The sequence below is a fragment of the Agrobacterium sp. 22117 genome, assembly GCF_052045735.1.
GTDB lineage: Bacteria > Pseudomonadota > Alphaproteobacteria > Rhizobiales > Rhizobiaceae > Agrobacterium > Agrobacterium cavarae.
This window is the reverse complement of sequence record NZ_JBQEPP010000001.1, coordinates 337,889-355,458: the sequence shown is the minus strand read 5'-3', so window position 1 is coordinate 355,458 and position 17,570 is coordinate 337,889. Positions and strand designations below refer to the sequence as shown.

The 17,570-nt window shown below is 59.8% G+C and carries 13 protein-coding genes and 1 tRNA gene; 7 read left to right on the top strand and 7 right to left on the bottom strand.

The features are described from left to right. Positions 1-25: 25 nt before the first annotated feature. The 3 genes from ACTJKV_RS01745 to ACTJKV_RS01735 are packed head-to-tail and all read left to right on the top strand — an operon-like array spanning position 26 to position 2,622. Positions 26-1,027: an ABC transporter substrate-binding protein gene (locus tag ACTJKV_RS01745; RefSeq protein WP_062445494.1), complete on the top strand. Its 1,002-nt coding sequence runs from the start codon at positions 26-28 to the stop codon at positions 1,025-1,027. Positions 1,028-1,037: 10 nt separating this feature from the next. Then, entirely contained in the window at positions 1,038-1,859 is an 822-nt protein-coding gene (locus ACTJKV_RS01740; protein ID WP_274100917.1) for an ABC transporter ATP-binding protein, read from the top strand. Beyond that, the gene (locus ACTJKV_RS01735; protein WP_062445496.1) at positions 1,846-2,622 is read left to right on the top strand and encodes an ABC transporter permease; all 777 of its coding nucleotides are present in this window, start codon (positions 1,846-1,848) and stop codon (positions 2,620-2,622) included. The genes ACTJKV_RS01740 and ACTJKV_RS01735 overlap by 14 nt, the downstream gene beginning before the upstream one ends. 153 nt (positions 2,623-2,775) lie before the next feature. On the opposite strand, the gene ACTJKV_RS01730 is transcribed toward ACTJKV_RS01735, so the two are convergent. Continuing rightward, positions 2,776-3,771, bottom strand: coding sequence for a GGDEF domain-containing protein (locus ACTJKV_RS01730; protein WP_274100918.1), 996 nt, complete (start codon positions 3,769-3,771; stop codon positions 2,776-2,778). 391 nt (positions 3,772-4,162) lie between these two features. On the opposite strand from ACTJKV_RS01730, the gene ACTJKV_RS01725 reads away from it, so the two are divergent. Then, positions 4,163-4,636, top strand: a complete 474-nt coding sequence (locus ACTJKV_RS01725) for a DUF3597 domain-containing protein (protein WP_062426994.1) — start codon at positions 4,163-4,165, stop codon at positions 4,634-4,636. 371 nt (positions 4,637-5,007) lie between these two features. On the opposite strand, the gene ACTJKV_RS01720 is transcribed toward ACTJKV_RS01725, so the two are convergent. The 6 genes from ACTJKV_RS01720 to ACTJKV_RS01695 all read right to left on the bottom strand — a co-directional run bounded on the left by ACTJKV_RS01720 (position 5,008) and on the right by ACTJKV_RS01695 (position 11,447). Beyond that, a tRNA-Phe gene (locus ACTJKV_RS01720) sits at positions 5,008-5,083 on the bottom strand. Between the two features lie 237 nt (positions 5,084-5,320). After that, complete coding sequence (locus ACTJKV_RS01715; protein ID WP_274100919.1) at positions 5,321-5,728, bottom strand: hypothetical protein; 408 nt, start codon at positions 5,726-5,728, stop codon at positions 5,321-5,323. A 173-nt stretch (positions 5,729-5,901) separates the two neighbouring features. Beyond that, entirely contained in the window at positions 5,902-8,118 is a 2,217-nt protein-coding gene (locus tag ACTJKV_RS01710; RefSeq protein ID WP_274100920.1) for an FAD-dependent oxidoreductase, read from the bottom strand. A 34-nt stretch (positions 8,119-8,152) separates the two neighbouring features. Beyond that, positions 8,153-8,365 (bottom strand): hypothetical protein, encoded by a 213-nt coding sequence (locus ACTJKV_RS01705; RefSeq protein ID WP_274100921.1) that lies wholly within the window; start codon positions 8,363-8,365, stop codon positions 8,153-8,155. Between the two features lie 10 nt (positions 8,366-8,375). Further along, positions 8,376-9,584 carry an acetyl-CoA C-acetyltransferase gene (locus tag ACTJKV_RS01700; protein WP_113259892.1) on the bottom strand — a complete coding sequence of 403 codons (1,209 nt, stop codon included), beginning with the start codon at positions 9,582-9,584 and terminating at the stop codon, positions 8,376-8,378. 69 nt (positions 9,585-9,653) lie between these two features. Then, entirely contained in the window at positions 9,654-11,447 is a 1,794-nt protein-coding gene (locus tag ACTJKV_RS01695; protein WP_113259891.1) for an acyl-CoA dehydrogenase C-terminal domain-containing protein, read from the bottom strand. A 340-nt stretch (positions 11,448-11,787) separates the two neighbouring features. Between ACTJKV_RS01695 and ACTJKV_RS01690 the strand changes: the two genes are divergently transcribed. From ACTJKV_RS01690 to ACTJKV_RS01680, 3 genes are all read left to right on the top strand, one after another. Next, positions 11,788-15,591, top strand: a complete 3,804-nt coding sequence (locus ACTJKV_RS01690) for a peptidoglycan-binding protein (protein ID WP_274100922.1) — start codon at positions 11,788-11,790, stop codon at positions 15,589-15,591. 228 nt (positions 15,592-15,819) lie between these two features. Continuing rightward, entirely contained in the window at positions 15,820-16,746 is a 927-nt protein-coding gene (locus tag ACTJKV_RS01685; RefSeq protein WP_062427292.1) for a sulfite exporter TauE/SafE family protein, read from the top strand. Next, positions 16,746-17,564 (top strand): TIGR02186 family protein, encoded by an 819-nt coding sequence (locus tag ACTJKV_RS01680; protein WP_062427014.1) that lies wholly within the window; start codon positions 16,746-16,748, stop codon positions 17,562-17,564. The genes ACTJKV_RS01685 and ACTJKV_RS01680 overlap by 1 nt, the downstream gene beginning before the upstream one ends. Positions 17,565-17,570 lie beyond the last annotated feature (6 nt).

The window sequence follows — 17,570 nt, the reverse complement described above, 5'->3', positions numbered from 1 at the left end:
TAGAGAAAACCGGGAGGAGACCCACATGCGTAAATTCCTGCTAGCCACTGCAGCGCTCTGCGCCTTCGCAGCCACCGCCAATGCCGAATCCGTCAGAATGAGCGTTGGTTCCTATAACCTCAACAACCTGCCTTTCCCCGTTGCCGCGAGCCTCGGCTATTACAAGGACGAGGGTCTGGACGTGACCACCGAGAACTTCGCTCAGGGCGGTTCCAAGGTGCTTCAGGCGCTGGTGGCGGGCTCCACGGATGTCGCGGTCGGCTTTTACGACCACACGATCCAGATGCAGTCGCAGAACAAGCATGTCGTCGGCTTCGTGATGCTGGCCCGCAACTCCGGCCTGGTTCTCGCCGGCAAGAACGACACCGACTTCGATCCGGCCAAGCCTGAGACGATCAAGGGCAAGAAGGTTGGCATCACCTCACCGGGTTCGTCGTCAGACTTCTTCATCCGTTACTACATGAAGGAACATAATCTCAGCGACAACGATATCTCGATCATCGGCGTCGGTTCCGGTGCTGCCGCCGTCGCCGCTCTTCAGCAGGGCAAGATCGACCTGCTCGTCAATTACGACCCGGCCGCAACCATCGTCGTCGAACGCGGTCTCGGCAAGATCCTGATTGATGCGCGCAGCGATCAAGGTGCCAAGGATGTCTATGGCGGCATCTACCCCACCTCCGTCCTCTATGCGACCCAGGATTATATCGATGCCAATCCGGAAGTGATCCAGAAGGTGACCAACGCCACGGTGCGGGCGCTGCACTGGATGAAGGCGCATTCGGCTGAAGAGATCGTTGAAAAGCTGCCGGACGATTTCGTCTCTGGCGACAAGGCGACCTACATCAAGGCTGTCGAAGCGGCGAAAGCCATCTTCTCCGAAGACGGCAAGTTCGAGCCGAAAGATCTCGAGACGCCGCTCGCCGTGCTGAAAAGCTTCAACGAGGCTGTGGCCAAGGCGACGATCGATCTCAACACCACCTACACCAACAAATTCGTCGAAGCCGCCGCTTCGAAACCCGCAAACTGAGGGTCCGTCCATGTCTTCACCAGTCAGAAAGCTCACGCCGGTGGCACAGTCAGAACCAAAATCGATGGTCGCCATCGATAATGTGACGATGGCATTTGGTTCTTTCACCGCCGTTCAGGATGTCAACCTCGCAGTTGGCGATGGAGAATTCCTTTCCATCGTCGGCCCGACGGGCTGTGGCAAATCCACCATCCTAAATGCAATCGCCGGCCTGTTGAAACCCGCCAAGGGCTCCGTCAGCATCGATGGTTCGCCCGTCAACGGCGTGCAGAACAATATCGGTTATCTCTTCCAGCAGGATGCCCTGCTTCCCTGGAAGACGGCCTATCAGAATGTCGAGCTGGGCTTGATGTTCCGCGGCGTGCCGGAAGCGGAACGCCGGGTGAAGGTCATGGCCTGGCTTGAAAAAGTCGGACTCAAAGGCTTCGAGAGCCGCTTCCCGCACATGCTGTCCGGCGGCCAGCGCAAGCGCGTGCAGATGGCCCAGGCCCTGATTACCGAGCCGAAGGTCATCTTGATGGACGAGCCCTTTTCGGCGCTCGACATCCACACCCGCCATTTGATGCAGAACGAGCTTCTGCGCCTATGGCAGGAAGATCGCCGCGCGGTCGTGATGATCACGCATGATCTGGAAGAAGCCATTGCGCTTGGCGACCGCGTCGTCGTTCTGGCCGCTGGCCCGAAAAGCCGCGTGATCGAAAGCTTCCCTGTCGATCTCGAGCGTCCGCGCAATGTCGCCGAAATCAAGCTCGACCCGAAATTCATGACTCTGTACCGCGACATCTGGGCATCCCTGCGCGGCGAAGTGGAGAAAAGCTATGCACGCCATTAACATTCGCCTCATCCAGGTCGTACTTCTGGTCGTCATTCTCGGTGGATGGCAGCTTGGCGTATCGACCGGCGCCATCGACCGCTTCTTCTTCCCCGCCCCCTTCGATATCGTCAAACAGGTGATCGACTGGGTGGGCGACGCGGGCTTCTACAAGCACGTCGGCATCACGCTCAGCGAAACGGTTCTCGGCTATCTGATCGGTACGGGTCTCGGCGTCGGCGCTGGCGTCTGGCTCGGTCTCAGCCCCTTCGTGGCGCGCGTCCTCGACCCGTTCATCAAGGCTGTCAACGCCATTCCGCGCGTCGTTCTGGCACCGATCTTCGTTCTCTGGCTCGGTCTCGGCCTGTGGTCCAAGGTTGCGCTGGCGGTAACGCTGGTGTTCTTCGTGACCTTCTTCAACGCCATGCAGGGCGTTCGCGAAGTCAACCCGGTCGTTCTGTCGAACACTCGCATCCTCGGCGCCAAGCGCTCCGATCTTCTGCGCCATGTCTACTTCCCGGCCGCAGCAAGCTGGATCCTGTCTTCCCTGCGCACCTCCGTCGGCTTTGCGGTCGTCGGCGCCATCATTGGTGAGTATCTCGGCGCATCCGCTGGCCTTGGCTATCTGATTGCCCGCTCCGAAGGCAACTTCGATGCTGTCGGCGTCTTCGCAGGCATCATCATCCTGGCCATCTTCGTTCTCATCATCGACCTCATCCTCGATGTCGCCGAGAAAAAGCTGATTACCTGGCGTCCAAATGCCGGTGAAGAGCGGCCTGCCTGAGACGGCATATGCTGCGACAGAATTGGAAGGGGCGGTCGATTGGCCGCCCTTTTTGCATTAACACTAAGAGCGCATCGACGGCACGCGGCGAAGTTTTGATCCGCTCCACAGGCCAAAGTTCCTCAGTCTAATGCTGTACGCGCGTATAGAAACTCACGTCGCCAGCACGCACTGGCCCTTGCCACGCCCCTTTGCGCCATAGAGTGCCTTGTCGGCAAGCACCATCATTCCGGTCATATCTGTATCTTTGCCGCCAAGCGCTGCGCCAATGCTGGCGCCCACATGGGCCGTCCCCATCGAGCCGATGTCGTAAGGAGCAGAAAGCGACGCAATCAGCCTAGTGCCGAGATTCTCGATGCCCTGAACGCTCCTCTCCTTGCAGAGAATAAGAAACTCGTCTCCACCCAGACGACAGGCCACCGCATCAGGACCGATCGTCGATGTCAGGCGTCGTCCAACCTCTTCCAACAGCAGATCGCCCACACGATGTCCGTGCCCATCGTTCACCTGCTTGAAGTTGTCGAGATCGAGAAAAAGAAGCGAGGGTCGAGCGCCATCCACGGTCAGGCTCTCGAATGCGCGTTCCATGCCGCGGCGATTGAGGAGCCCCGTGAGAGGATCGCGAAAGGATTGCGCCCGGCTTTCGATTTCTGCGATGATCGCACGCACGGTGACGCTCCGCTGCTGCTCAATCATCGTCAGGTTCATCAGAAAGAACAGCACGGTCTGACAGAGGATGAGCGGCAGAAACTCGGGATAAAGAAAGCTGAAACTCGCCTTGAAGCTCAAGTCGAGGAGCAGGACCTGCGTCATGGCGTAGCGCGGTGCGGCGAAGTTGCGGCCGATGATGCTGCCGATGGCAGCGAGACTTGAGGCCAGCACGATGATTGTCATTGAAATGTCGCGCGACAGCACAACGAGCGAGATCGTGAAAGCCTGCGTCAAGGCCCATGTCAGCCCGACCACAAAGAAGGGAGCCTTGCTCCGCTCCGCCGTTCGAATAGCCGCCAGTCTGGCGACGAGGAGCATCACTTCCAACGCTATGAGGACCAGAAACACAGGATCACCGATCCTGTAGAAGGCTACACTGAGAACCGCGGTGGAGTTGGCCGCTCCAAGAAAAAACGGCTTGGTGGAGCTGAAGAACATGTCTCCGAGACGCTTTCGCACCTCATGGGGCAATGTCGGATCAATAGATGCAATCCAGCGTAATGGCGCAAAGTTTAAAATCGCGCCCGACGACAACCGCCGCATCAATACCTCCATGTGTGGGAAGCGATGATGCCCGACATCAATTGAAAAGCCATTAATATTCGTCTTCGCTACACTTGGAGAAGCACCAACATGCCCCGCATTTCTTCAGATCTTGTGCATGGCCAGCTCCTGTTACCGCAGTGTCTACCTCAGTTTTCACAGCAGATAATCGTCCCGATGGTGATGGCTACCCTGGGTAGGGCTGGCTTTTTCACCTCCAATCGGAACGCGATCCGCCTTCGATCCGTTGGACCGACATCGATAATCAGTCCAAGGAGGAAACATCATGAGCATCTTCGGCAAAATCAAAGACGCGATCTTCGGTTCGGCCCATGCCGAGCAGACATCCCCGTCCGCCACGGAACCGACACCTGCCCCCTCATCCATCCCTGAGCCCGCCGCAACCACCGCACCGCCCGTCGGCGGCACGGGTCAAGCCGTTCCCTCCACCTCCGGCAGCTCGGCACCCGTCCCGTCGGCACCAACCTCTGCATCCACCCAGCAGGTCGATGTCGCGTCGCAGCTCGATGCCGCAGTCAAGCGCAGCGGACATCGCCTCGACTGGAAACATTCGATCGTCGATCTGATGAAGGCGCTCGGCATGGATGCGAGCCTCGCAGAGCGCAAGGAACTGGCGCAGGAACTCGGCTATACCGGCGAACTCAATGGCTCGGCCGAGATGAACAACTGGCTCCACAAGGCTTTGCTTAAAAAACTGTCAGAAAATGGCGGCAAGGTACCCGCAGAATTACTCGATTAAAATTTGGAACCAAACGCGCCGCCCCGCATTCTCTTCACCGAGTGGCGTGGCGGCGCCACCGCTTGCACGTTGACCACGGATGTACTGGCGGCAGATGACAAGCGACAAGAGGTCGGTGCGAATTCGCCCCGGCCTTTTTTGTTGCCTTTATGTGGCGTTCAGTCTCTGGCGCGCTTGTCAGTCTCTGAGCCCACATACCTCGGAAATTCTCAGCCAATCAGGCGCCTTTTCCAAGATTTGGGTACGATCTGCGGCCTAGGCGCCTCACGGAGTGCAGTCACCGAGCTTGCTGTCTGGTAAACTGACGAGCCAACGAGGGTTGACCAAGGGAACGCGTCTCAAAAACAATTTCATTGGTTAGGGAAATTAAATGGTGCCCGGAGGCGGATTTGAACCACCGACACGCGGATTTTCAATCCGCTGCTCTACCAACTGAGCTATCCGGGCACTACAGGCTCTTGAAGAACCTTCGCTTTTTTGAAGCGCCGGGGAGTGTTCCGCCCCGGAAGTGAGCGGGGTTATAGCATCTTGTTCGGACATGGCAAGCGCCCGGACGAACTTTTTTGACAGTTTTTCTTCAGCCGGTTTCGAAGCCTTTAACGCTATCAAAAAGAGGGAAGCGAGGAACCAGATGTTCCTCGCTCCCGCCCCGTAAATGCAGCACTCCGCACGCTGATAAGAGGCTTATTGTTTCGATCCGGCGGTGAGGCCAAGTGCGAACGGAACGGCCGCTACGAGGAGGGCGATCATCGGCGACGAGGCGAATATGCGGCTGGCGAGCGAAGTGATGGCGACGGATCGGACGATCGGGAGCCAGTTCGGGGTGTCATACGAACTCGAGCGAGACGGCACATTTCGCGATGCGCTCAGCTTCTCGACCTCACGACGGACCTCGTCGAGATCACGGCGCAGTTCTGCGATCTGTGCTTGCAGCGATGCTTCTTCCGCAGGTTTTCTTCCAGGTTTTGGCGGGGCTGGACGACGATCGAGCGCTTTCGGCTTTTCGTCTGCCCGCTCTTCGTCCAGCTGAGCCAGTTCGTCTTCCAGGTCAGCCGGCTTGTCGAAACCGTGGGATCGTGCGGGCGCTCTCATTCACATCTCCTTTTGGAAAATCCTTGGGCTCCCGATCATGCTCGGGAGAACTCCCTCTCCAAACGCCGGAGGGGGCAAAAGGATGCAGTGTCGCCTGGAGGAAGCGCGCCGCGCTCGCACAAAAGAAAAAGGCGACCGGATGGCCGCCTTTTCGTTGTTGTGACCTGTTTCGCTCAAGCGGCCTTGGCAGCCTTGGCGTAGGGGTCGAAGCGACCGTAGAAGGTCTCACCCTTGGCAGCCAGATCCTTCAAGAGTGGCGTCGGGGCAAAGCGCGGGCCGTATTCAGCCTCGAGCTTTTCTGCCAGCGCTACGAAGTTCGCAACACCCATGCCGTCGATGTAGGACAGAGCGCCACCGGTATAGGGCGCGAAGCCGAAGCCGAGGATGGAGCCGACGTCAGCCTCACGCGGATCGGTCACAATGCCCTCTTCCATGGTGCGGGCCGCCTCCAAGGCGACAGTGACGAGGAAGCGCTGCTTCAGCACGTCCATGTCAACGTCTTCCGGCGCCTTCTGCGCGTAGAGGTCCTTCAGGCCGGGCCAGAGGGACTTCTTGGCGGGCTTTGGCGGATAGTCGTAGAAGCCCTTGGAGTTCTTGCGGCCGAAACGGCCTTCGTCTTCCACCAGCTTCTTGACCAACTCCATGTGGCGCGGATCGACGGCCTTGTCTCCAAGATCCGCAGCCGTGGCTTTCAGGATCTTGTAGGACAGATCGATTGCCACCTCATCGTTCAGCGCCAGCGGGCCGACCGGCATGCCGGCGAACTTCGCGGCGTTTTCGATCATCGTCGGCGGCACGCCTTCGATCAGCATTTCATAGCTTTCCGCCATGTAGCGCAGCACGCAACGATTGACGAAGAAGCCGCGCGTGTCGTTGACGACAATCGGGGTCTTCTTGATCTTGGCGACGTAATCCAGTGCGACGGCGAGCGCCTTGTCGCCGGTTTCCTTGCCGAGGATCACTTCGGTCAGCATCATCTTCTCGACGGGCGAGAAGAAGTGAATGCCGATGAAATCCACCGGGCGCTTGGAGTTCTTCGCAAGGCCGGTGATCGGCAGCGTCGAGGTATTGGAGGCAAAGATCGCGCCTTCCGGCAGGACTGCTTCCACCTGTTCGATGACGGCCTTCTTCACGTCGCGGTCTTCGAAGACGGCCTCGATGACCAGGTTTGCGGTCTTCAGTGCGTTGTAATCCGACGTCGGGGTGATGCGCGCGAGGACCGCGGCACCCTCCTCCGGCGTCATCCGGCCCTTGTCGACCGAACCCTTGACCAGACCTTCACAGGTGGTCTTGCCCTTGGCCGCGGCTTCCTCGTCGCGGTCGATCAGCGTGACGTCGAGACCTGCGGCAGCCGTGACATAGGCGATAGAGGCGCCCATGAAGCCGGCACCGACAACACCGACATGCTTCAAGTCGCTCTTCGGCTGACCGGCGGGGCGGCGTGCGCCCTTGCCCAGTTCCTGCATGGAAATGAACAGCGAGCGGATCATCGCGAAGGCTTCCTTCGAGCGAAGGATCTCGGTGAAGTAGCGCTGCTCGACCTTCAGTGCGGTGTCGAAGGGCAATTGCAGGCCTTCATACACGCATTTCAGGATGGCGAGCGCGGCCGGATAGTTGCCGGCGCTTTCGCGGCGCAGGATCGCCGGTGCGGCTGGCCACAGCTGTGCTGCCGCTGGCGTCCAGATGCCGCCACCCGGTGCCTTGAAGCCTCGTTCGTCCCATGGAGCGACCGGCTTCAGACCATCCTTGATCATCTGTTTGGCAGCCGAAATCAGCTGATCCGGCTCAACAACCTGATGCACGAGGTTCATCGCCTTGGCGCGCTGGGCAGTCAGAGACTGGCCGGTCGTCATCATCTGCAACGCCGACTGCGCATCGGTCAGACGCGAAACGCGCTGCGTGCCACCGGCGCCGGGGAAGATGCCAACCTTGACTTCCGGAAGCGCGATTTTGACGCTCTTTGCGCTCGAAGCCACGCGGCCATGGCAGGCGAGCGACAGTTCGAAGGCGCCGCCCATGCAGGTGCCGTTGATGGCGGACACCCAGGGCTTGCCATTGGTTTCGATCTTGCGGAAGAGACCATTCATCTTGCCGACCAGATCGAAAAGCTTCTGGGCTGCTTCATCCGGGTTCTTCGTCTTCTCTTCGTGGTAGAAGGAGAACATCGACTTGATCATGGAAAGATCGGCGCCGCCAGAGAAGGTGCTCTTGCCGGAGGTGAAGACCACGCCTTTGACGGCTGCGTCCGCAACCGTCGCATCGACGATGGCGTTCAGCTCTTCCATCACCTCGGCGGTGAAAACATTCATGGATTTTTCCGGCATGTCCCAGGTCACGAGGGCAATGCCGTCTGCATCGGTTTCGATTTTGAAATTGGTGTAAGTGCTCATTGTGGGATTCCTCTTCCCTGAATTCTCTTTTCGGTCAGTACAGCCAGACGGCGAGGCCGAAGCAGACAAACACAAGAACGAGAAAGACGATCAGACCTCTGCTTTCGGCACGACTGGTCTTCATGTCTTCCTTGGTCAGGACGCGGGTCGATCGCTCGTAATCCTGCGCCATGTCCTTATCGAGATTGTGCAGAAGCTGTTGCTGCTCAACCTCGGTCTTGGGTCGTTCGTAAACCTCCCGCCGCATGGCCAGTCACTCAAACCCGCTCGATCACCGTCGCGGTGCCCATGCCTGCACCGATGCAGAGCGTGACCAGCGCAGTGTTGAGATCGCGGCGTTCCAGCTCGTCGAGAACCGTGCCGAGGATCATGGCGCCCGTGGCACCGAGCGGATGACCCATGGCGATGGCGCCGCCATTGACGTTCATCTTGTCGTGGCTGATGTCGAAGGCCTGCATGTAGCGCAGAACGACGGCGGCAAAGGCTTCGTTGAGTTCGAAGAGGTCGATGTCGGCAATCGACATGCCCGTCTTTTTCAGAAGCTTTTCCGTCACGTCCACGGGACCGGTCAGCATCAGTGCCGGATCGGACCCGATATTGGCGAAGTGCCGGATGCGCGCGCGGGGCTTCAGACCCATGCTTTCGCCGCCGGCCTTCGAACCGACCAGAACAGCGGCCGCACCATCGACGATGCCTGACGAGTTGCCGGCGTGGTGGACGTAGGTGATCCGCTCCACTTCCGGATGCGCCATGATGCCGACGGCTTCGAAGCCGCCCATTTCACCCGGCATCTGGAAGGACGCGTTGAGCGAGGCGAGCGCCTGCATGTCCGTGCCGGGGCGCATATGCTCGTCACGGTCGAGAATGGTGATGCCGTTCTGATCCTTGACCGGAACGACGGAGTTCTTGAAGTAGCCGTTTTCCCAGGCGTGCGCGGCACGCTTCTGGCTTTCCACCGCATAGGCATCGACGTCGTCGCGCGAGAAGCCGTATTTCGTGGCAATCAGATCGGCGGAGACGCCCTGCGGCATGAAATAGGCAGGGAAATTGACCGAAGGGTCCATGTACCAGGCACCGCCCGACATGCCCATGCCGACGCGCGACATGCTTTCCACGCCGCCTGCAATGACGATTTCGTCCGATCCTGCCGCAATCTTGCCAGCGGCGAAATTGACGGCATCGAGTCCCGACGCACAGAAGCGCGAGATCTGCATGCCCGGCGCCTTGGTGGAGTATCCCGCCTCGAAGGCAGCCGCCTTCGGGATCACCGCACCGGCATCCATGACCGGATCGACACAGCCCATGATGATGTCATCGACGGTCGCCGTATCGAGTCCGTTCCGGTCGCGGATCGCTTCCAGCGTCTTGGCGGCAAGACGAACGGACGGCACCTCGTGCAGGCTGCCATCCTTCTTGCCGCGTCCGCGCGGGGTGCGGACGTGGTCATAAATAAAAACGTCGGTCATGTCTCATCTCCCTGTGGCAGGTGACTGCCTGAAAATTGTTGGAGGCCGCATGCGGCCTCCTGATCCGTTTCAGAACGCTTCGGCAGCGAGTTCCATCATCGTGTCGCTGCCAGCTTCGATGCGGGTCTTGCGCAGCGCCGTTTCCGGCATCAGGCGTTCCATGAAGAAGCGGGCCGTGACGAGCTTGGCCTTCAGGAATTCCTCGTCGGAAGAACCGGAGGCCAGCGAAGCCTGGGCCGCCTTCGCCATACGCGCATGCATGTAGCCGAGGACCACCAGACCGAAGAGATGCATATAGTCGGTGGAGCCGGCACCGGCATTGTCCGGCTTTGCCATGGCATTCTGCATAAACCACATGGTTGCAGCCTGCAGATCGTTCAAGCCCTTCTTCAGGCCCTTGGTGTAGACGACCAGATTTTCGTCCGCGCGGTTTTCTTCGCAGAAATCGCCGATTTCCTTGAATAGCGCCATAACGGCGCGGCCACCATTGAGACCAAGCTTGCGACCAACCAGATCGAGCGCCTGGATGCCGTTGGCACCCTCGTAAATCATGGTGATGCGGGCATCGCGCACATACTGGCTCATGCCCCATTCTTCGATATAGCCGTGACCGCCATAGACCTGTTGAGCGGCAACTGCGTGGTCGAAGCCCTTGTCGGTCAACACACCCTTGACGATCGGGGTGACGAGGCCGAGCAGGTCGTCTGCCGCCTGGCGTGCCGCCTCGTCGGTCGAACGATGTGCAATGTCCGATTGCAGCGCGGTCCACAGCAGGAAGGCGCGGCCGGCTTCGTTGTAGGCGCGGATCGTCAACAGCGAACGACGGATATCGGGGTGAACGATGATCGGATCCGCCTTCTTGTCCGGATGCTTGGCACCGGAGAGCGAACGGCCCTGGATACGATCGCGGGCGTAGTTTGCAGCGTTCTGGTAAGCGATCTCGCCGATCGAAAGACCCTGCAAACCGACGCCGAGGCGCGCCTCGTTCATCATCACGAACATGGCCGAAAGGCCCTTGTTCTCTGCGCCGATCAGGTAGCCGGTCGCGTCGTCATAGTTCATGACGCAGGTGGCGTTGCCGTGGATGCCCATCTTGTGCTCGATCGCGCCACAGACCGCGCCATTGCGCTCGCCAAGCGAGCCATCGGCATTGACCAGGAACTTCGGCACGATGAAGAGCGAAATGCCCTTGGTGCCTTCCGGTGCGCCCTCGATACGGGCGAGCACCAGATGGATGATATTGTCCGTCATGGAATGTTCGCCGGCGGAGATAAAGATCTTCTGGCCGGAGATCTTGTAGGTGCCGTCACCCTGCGGCACGGCCTTGGTGCGCAGCAGGCCGAGATCGGTGCCGCAATGCGGCTCGGTCAGGTTCATGGTGCCGGACCATGTGCCGGCCACCATGTTGGGCAGATAGGTCTGCTTCTGCTCATCCGTGCCGTGAACGAGGATCGCGGCAATCGCGCCCTGCGTCAGGCCGGGATACATCATCAGCGACAGGTTGGCAGACGACATGAATTCGCCGACGGCGGCGTGCAGCGTGTAGGGAAGCCCCTGCCCGCCATACTCGGCAGGCACGGCCAGACCGCTCCAACCGCCTTCACAGTAAGCGTCATAGGCCTGCTTGAAACCGTCCGGCACGGAGACCGTGCCATCTTCGGCGCGCTTGCAGCCTTGCTGGTCGCCGGAAAGATTGAGCGGGAAGAGTTGCTCTTCGGCAAGCTTTGCAGCCTCGCCGGTAATCGCCTCGATCATATCCGGCGTTGCGTCTTCGAAACCGGGCAGGTTGTTGTAGCGCTCCAGACCCAGAACGTCGTTGAGAATGAAAAGAGTGTCCTTAATAGGGGCCTTGTACACAGGCATTACCGATGTTCCTCCGCATCGTTCGCCGGACCTTATCCGACCTCAAGATGAGCTCACAATATTTGACGTGCGCGTAAACGTCAAATGTCTTTGGCGAGAATTTTCCCCTCATCACTATTTGCAACAATATCGTGTATACCGCATCAAGTTTCGCGCAAGGATAATCATGAAGAAAGTATTAAAGCAGTAAATTCTAATTAACTCTTAATTAACCATAGATAGGCAATTGTCCTGTTTTAAGGAAGTGCTTCGGAAACGACGCAGTTCCAGAGGAGAAGAACGGCATACCCCTTTCCAGTCGGTGGAAGGGTCAAACGGCAAAGACGAAGCGAGCAGCAAGATGAGCGGATTGCGATCGAATTCCCGAGGACAGAGTGACAGATCGTCGCTGGACGCGCTCAATCGCACCATCGAAGGCCTGGAAGCACGGCTTGAAGACCTGCTGGGCGGGCCGATGGAAAGAAGCCGTCGCGAACCACCTGCCGAACGCCCGCCGGAGCGCGCGCCTGCACCGCCTCGTCCCCAGCGCGAACCAAGCTCTCGCCGATTCGATCCCGTCGATGAAATTCGCCGCCGTCAGCAAGCGCTCGATGACCGCTGGAGCCGCGACGCCTATGAAGCGCCGCAGCCTGCCCGCAGCGCGATGCAGCAGGAACAGCGCCGTTATGACGATCAGGATTACCGTGCCTCCACCGCCATTCCGGCCTATCGCACGCGACCGGCAGCTCCGGTAGAAGCAGCGCGTGTCGAGCGCAGCCGCCCTTCACGCGCACCAGCCGCCCCAGCACCGGCCTCGCAGGGCGATGCAGCGTTGCGCGAAGTGGCCGAAGCACTCGTCAACCTGCGACAGGAATTGAAGAACGAACTCTCCGAAGGCGTTGCGCGCGAGATGCAGGGTGTGCGCAGCGAATTGCGCAACATCCGCTCCTTTGCCGAAAACCAGGATTTCGCCGAGGATATTCGCGAAGACGTTGCCCGGCTTGCCGCGAGCATCGACCGCCTCAGCACGACGTCCGGACCGGAATCCCAGGCACTGCGCTCCGAGGTCGAGGAACTCCGCTCGCTGGTCGAGCAGATGGCTCGCCAGGACAGCATGCACAAGATGGAGCGTCGTTGGGACGAGGTCGAAGACACGCTACGCGGTTTCGACCAGACTGCGCTGAAGGAAGAGATCGTCGCGCTCGCCTATCGTCTTGACGACATCAAGAGCGACCTTGGCAATGCCAATAACAACCCGGCCATCCGCGCGCTGGAGGACAAGCTCATCACCATGGCGGGCTTCGTCGAGCAGTTGGGCCGCCGCATTCAGCCGAACGAGAATGTTCTCACCGAGCATTTTTCCGGTGTCGATCAGCGTCTGGACGAAATCAGCCGCGCGATCGCCGCGACCTCCAATCGTGCTCACCATTCGCCAGATGCCGCGTTGATGGAACGGCTTGAGACCCGCCTCAACGGTCTTTCGGGCCAGCTTGACCAGCTGAAGGACATGAGTGCTGAGAAGGACAAGCCGTCCGAGGCCCTGACGGGCCGTCTCGACGCGCTGGCAAACCGCATTGAGGAGCTGTCATCAGACCGCCACATCTCGAAGCTTACCGAGCAACTCGACCAACTCTCTGCCTATCTGGAGCAATCCAAGCGCACGCCGGCGCAGCCTGAACTGACGTCGTTCCTCACCGATATTTCCAAGAAGATCGATCTGCTCGGCAATGGTGCGGTGAATGACAAGCTGGCCGAGCGGCTGGACAAGATTGCCCGGCGTATCGACGATATCGATACGCGTCCGGCATCCGGCAAAAACGCGGCCTATGATTCTGCCTTCCTTCGCCTTGAAGACCGCCTCGGCAAGATCGCAGCCAAGCTCGACGAAACAACCCGCTCCAGCAATACCGATCCCGGCGCGCTTGCGAGCCTCGAGAGCCACATCGCCAATCTGTCCTCGATGCTAAACGAGCAGAGCCACGCCCAGCCCATGGGCATGCCGCCTGAGCTTGATGCGCGGATGAGCGCAATCGAAGACTATATGGCGTCCAATGACGAATATATCATCGAGGCTGCACGACAGGCAGCGGAAGCGGTGCTGGAAGCTCACACGCGCAACAACCTGGCGCAGACCGCGAGCCCAGCGGACATGGTGCTGCTTTCGGAACTGGCAAACGACCTTCGCAAACTCGAGGGCCTGAGCCGCAATACCGATGAACGCACCCACCGCACCTTCGAGGCTCTACACGAAACCCTGTTGCAGATCGCAAGCCGTCTGGATGCGCTGGATGATCGCCGCGCGCCCGAGCCTGCCTATGAGCAAGAGCATTCGGCCTCCAATTCTCCAATGCCTTTCGCCAGCTTCTCGGAGGAAAGTCTCTCCTCGCTGGCAGCTGCGACCGCCACATCTTCCTTCGATACGGATACGGCTACCGCCTTTGCGCCTCCCGCAGCGGCCAAACCTGTCGCCGAAGAAAAGCAGGGCCTCCTTGCCAGCCTGACCCGCCGGTTCAAATCGGGCGCAGCCAGATCCGAGGGTGACGCGTCTGCCCCTGCAAACGGGCGCACCAACGTCAACCCGGCGCCGGCTCTCGATCCGATCGATTTTCTCTCGTCCGACGATGAGAATGAGCTTCTGGAGCCCGGCACCGGCGCCCCGGACGTGAAGAAGATTCTGGAGCGGGTTCGCGCCAGCCAGAATGCTCAGCGTGCCGGCGACAAGGACGGCGACAACCGCGCCGATTTCATCGCAGCTGCACGTCGTGCGGCCCAGGCCGCCGCACTCGAAACCATGCCAGAAAGGGCGACAAACTCCGGGTCGGCAAAAAGTGGCCGCAGCCCCAAGGGCGCGTCCATGCTGGCGCGCTATCGTCGCCCACTTCTGCTCGGCATTGGCGCCATTCTTCTGGCGATGATGGCCATGCCCATGGTCAAATCGCTTGTTGGTTCCGACACACCGCCCGCTCAACGGGTGACGACGAGCACGAACGACGCTGAGCCCGGCGTTGTATCGTCCGCAATTCCGGACGTTACCAATCAGGCCGTTACAGAGCCCTCCACCGCCCCGGTTGACGAAACCGCTCAGGCGGCAGCCGACCGGATGCAGAGCGATGCCGACAGACAGGGGCATTTGATCGACACGCGGCCGATTGGCGGCGCACCTCTGCCGCAAGAGGCGCCTGCCATCAATGTCGCAGCACCTCACGGCGAGATGGCTGTGGCCGAGCAGCTAAAGCAAAGTGTGACACCACAGACCGACACCGTTGGCGCCCACTCCAGCGAGGCCGCACCGCAGACTGAAACGACCATTGCCGTCCCGGCGGGCCTCACGCCGGCTTCTCTGGCAGAGGCCGCAGGCAAAGGCGACGCGCTGGCGCTCTTCGAAATCGCAGTACGCTATACTGATGGCGTCGGCGTTCAGGCGGATCGCGCAGAGGCAGCCAAGTGGTACAAGCTTGCGGCGGACCGTGGCTTCGCACCGGCGCAATATCGTCTCGGCAACATGTATGAGAAGGCAAATGGCGTCGAACGCAATCTGCCGGAAGCCAAGCGCTATTACGAAATGGCCGCCAGCCAGGGCAATGCCGGCGCCATGCACAATCTCGCCGTCCTGCTGACATCCGACGCGGCAGGCCAGCCCGACTACAAGGCCGCTGCAGACTGGTTCATCAAAGCGTCCGATCTCGGCGTTCGCGACAGCCAGTTCAACCTCGCCATCCTGTACGCGCGCGGCAGCGGCGTTCAGCAGAGCCTGGAAGAGTCCTACAAGTGGTTCGCCATTGCTGCCCGCGATGGTGATGCCGATGCAGCCCAGAAGCGCGACGATGTGGCCAAGGCGATGAAGCCGGAGCAGCTTGCCAGCGCCAAGGCCAAAGTCGACGCCTGGAAAGTGACGCCGCTCGATGAAGACGCCAATTCGGTGAACCTTCCCGACGAGTGGACCAATGCCGGCGGCGTGAAGACCTCTTCGGTCGACATGCAGAAGGCAATCCGCAACATTCAGGCCATCCTCAACAATAACGGCTTCAAGGCCGGTGTGCCGGACGGAAAGCTTGGCAAGACCACGGTCGCGGCCATTCGGGATTTCCAGAAATCCGTCGGCCAGACTCCGGACGGTCGCATTACCGACGAACTGGTGACGGCGCTGCTCGCCCGCAACAAGTAATCGAACGAAAAACAGAGCTATTGGAAGGGCCGGGACGACAATGTCGCTCCGGCCCTTCTTCTTTTCAAATTATCAACGTATTTGCCGTTGAATGATTGACAGGTCGTGGCCTGCCGGGCATGACCAACGAAGGCCCTTAAAGCCTTCTTTCAGGACAGAGATTTGAATTGGCGGACAGGTGGCTTCGAGCCGACCGGGACGCCCGGAACCATTGCCAGAGGTCCGATTGTGACTGTCTATCTGCCCATCGCGGAATTGTCGGTGAATGTCTTCATCATCCTCGGCATGGGCGCGGCTGTGGGGTTTCTCTCCGGCATGTTCGGGGTGGGCGGCGGCTTCCTCATCACCCCGCTTCTGATCTTCTACAATATTCCTCCGGTTGTGGCGGTTGCCACGGGGGCAAACCAGGTCGTCGCTTCCTCGGTCTCCGGCTCCATTACCCATTTTCGCCGCGGCACGCTGGATGTGAAGCTCGGCTCCATGTTGCTGATCGGCGGCCTCTGCGGGGCGACCGTCGGTGTGTGGCTGTTCACTCTGTTGCGCAGTATCGGCCAGCTCGATCTGATCATTTCGCTTCTCTACGTCATTCTGCTGTCGACCGTCGGCGGGTTGATGCTGAAGGAGAGCATCTCTGCCATCCGCCGCACGGCGCGCAATGAAACCATTCCGCTGCGCCGTCCCGGCCACCATAACTGGGTGCATCGCCTGCCCTTGAAGATGCGCTTCAAGAAGTCGAAACTGTATCTCAGCGTCATCCCGATCATCGCGCTCGGCTTTGCCATCGGTATCCTGACATCGGTGATGGGTGTCGGCGGCGGCTTCATCATGGTGCCGGCGATGATCTATCTCCTGCGTATTCCGACCAACGTCGTTGTCGGCACATCGCTCTTCCAGATCATTTTCGTCACCGCCTATACGACGATCGTGCAGGCGGCGACGAACTATTCGGTCGATATCGTGCTGGCCTTCATTCTCATGCTGGCGGGTGTCATCGGCGCCCAATATGGCGTGCGTGTCGGGCAGAAGCTGCGCGGCGAGCAGCTGCGCGCACTTTTGGCGCTTCTGGTGCTGGCTGTCGGCATCCGCCTTGCCATCGGGCTTGTGGTGCGACCGGAAGATCTCTTTTCCGTTGCGGTCGGAGGGCTTGGCTATTGATGCGCGCTGCCCTACTTGCATCGTTGGTGGTTTTCTGCGCCGGTGCAGCTCTGGCGCAAACGCCCCCGCTCGCGGTCTCTCCAGACGCTCAGGGCAAGCCGCGGACGCTTCAAGAGAACATCGAGATCGGTGCATCGACGAATGAAATCTCGATCGCGTCGGATTTTCGCGGTGCGGATTTCACCATGTTCGGCGCGCTCAACAATGCCGACCAGTTGCTGCTTGCCATCGGGCAATACGACATCGTCGTCACGCTGGAGGGCCCGAACGAATATACGACCGTGCGTAAAAAGAGCCGGGTGGCGGGAATCTGGATCAATACCAGCGCCATCACATTCGCGCCCCTGCCGGAATCCTATTCCATGGCCAGCACCCGCAACATCAACGACATTGCCTCTCCCGGCACGTTGAAGGCCATGGGCCTCGGCGTCGAGCATCTTCCACTGAACAGCGCGGTATTTTCCGGCGTGCCGGACAATGTCTATGATTTTCAGGAGGCCTATCGCCGCCTGAAACTTGCCAGCGGCATCTATCGCAACGACACGACCGGGGTGCGGCTGGAGCGAACCGGCCTCTTCTGGGCAACGCTTCGCCTGCCCGCCAACGTGCCGAATGGCGTCCATACCGCCAGAGCCTACCTCTTCAAGAGCGGCATGCCTGTTGCCCAGCGAGAACTCAAGTTGCGCGTGGTAAAAACCGGCATGGAGCAGGCGATCACGAATGCTGCCCATCAGACGCCGGTCGTCTACGGTATTCTCTGCGTGCTGACGGCTGTGATCACCGGCTGGGGCGCAAGCCTGTTGTTCCGCAGGGACTGATTGCCA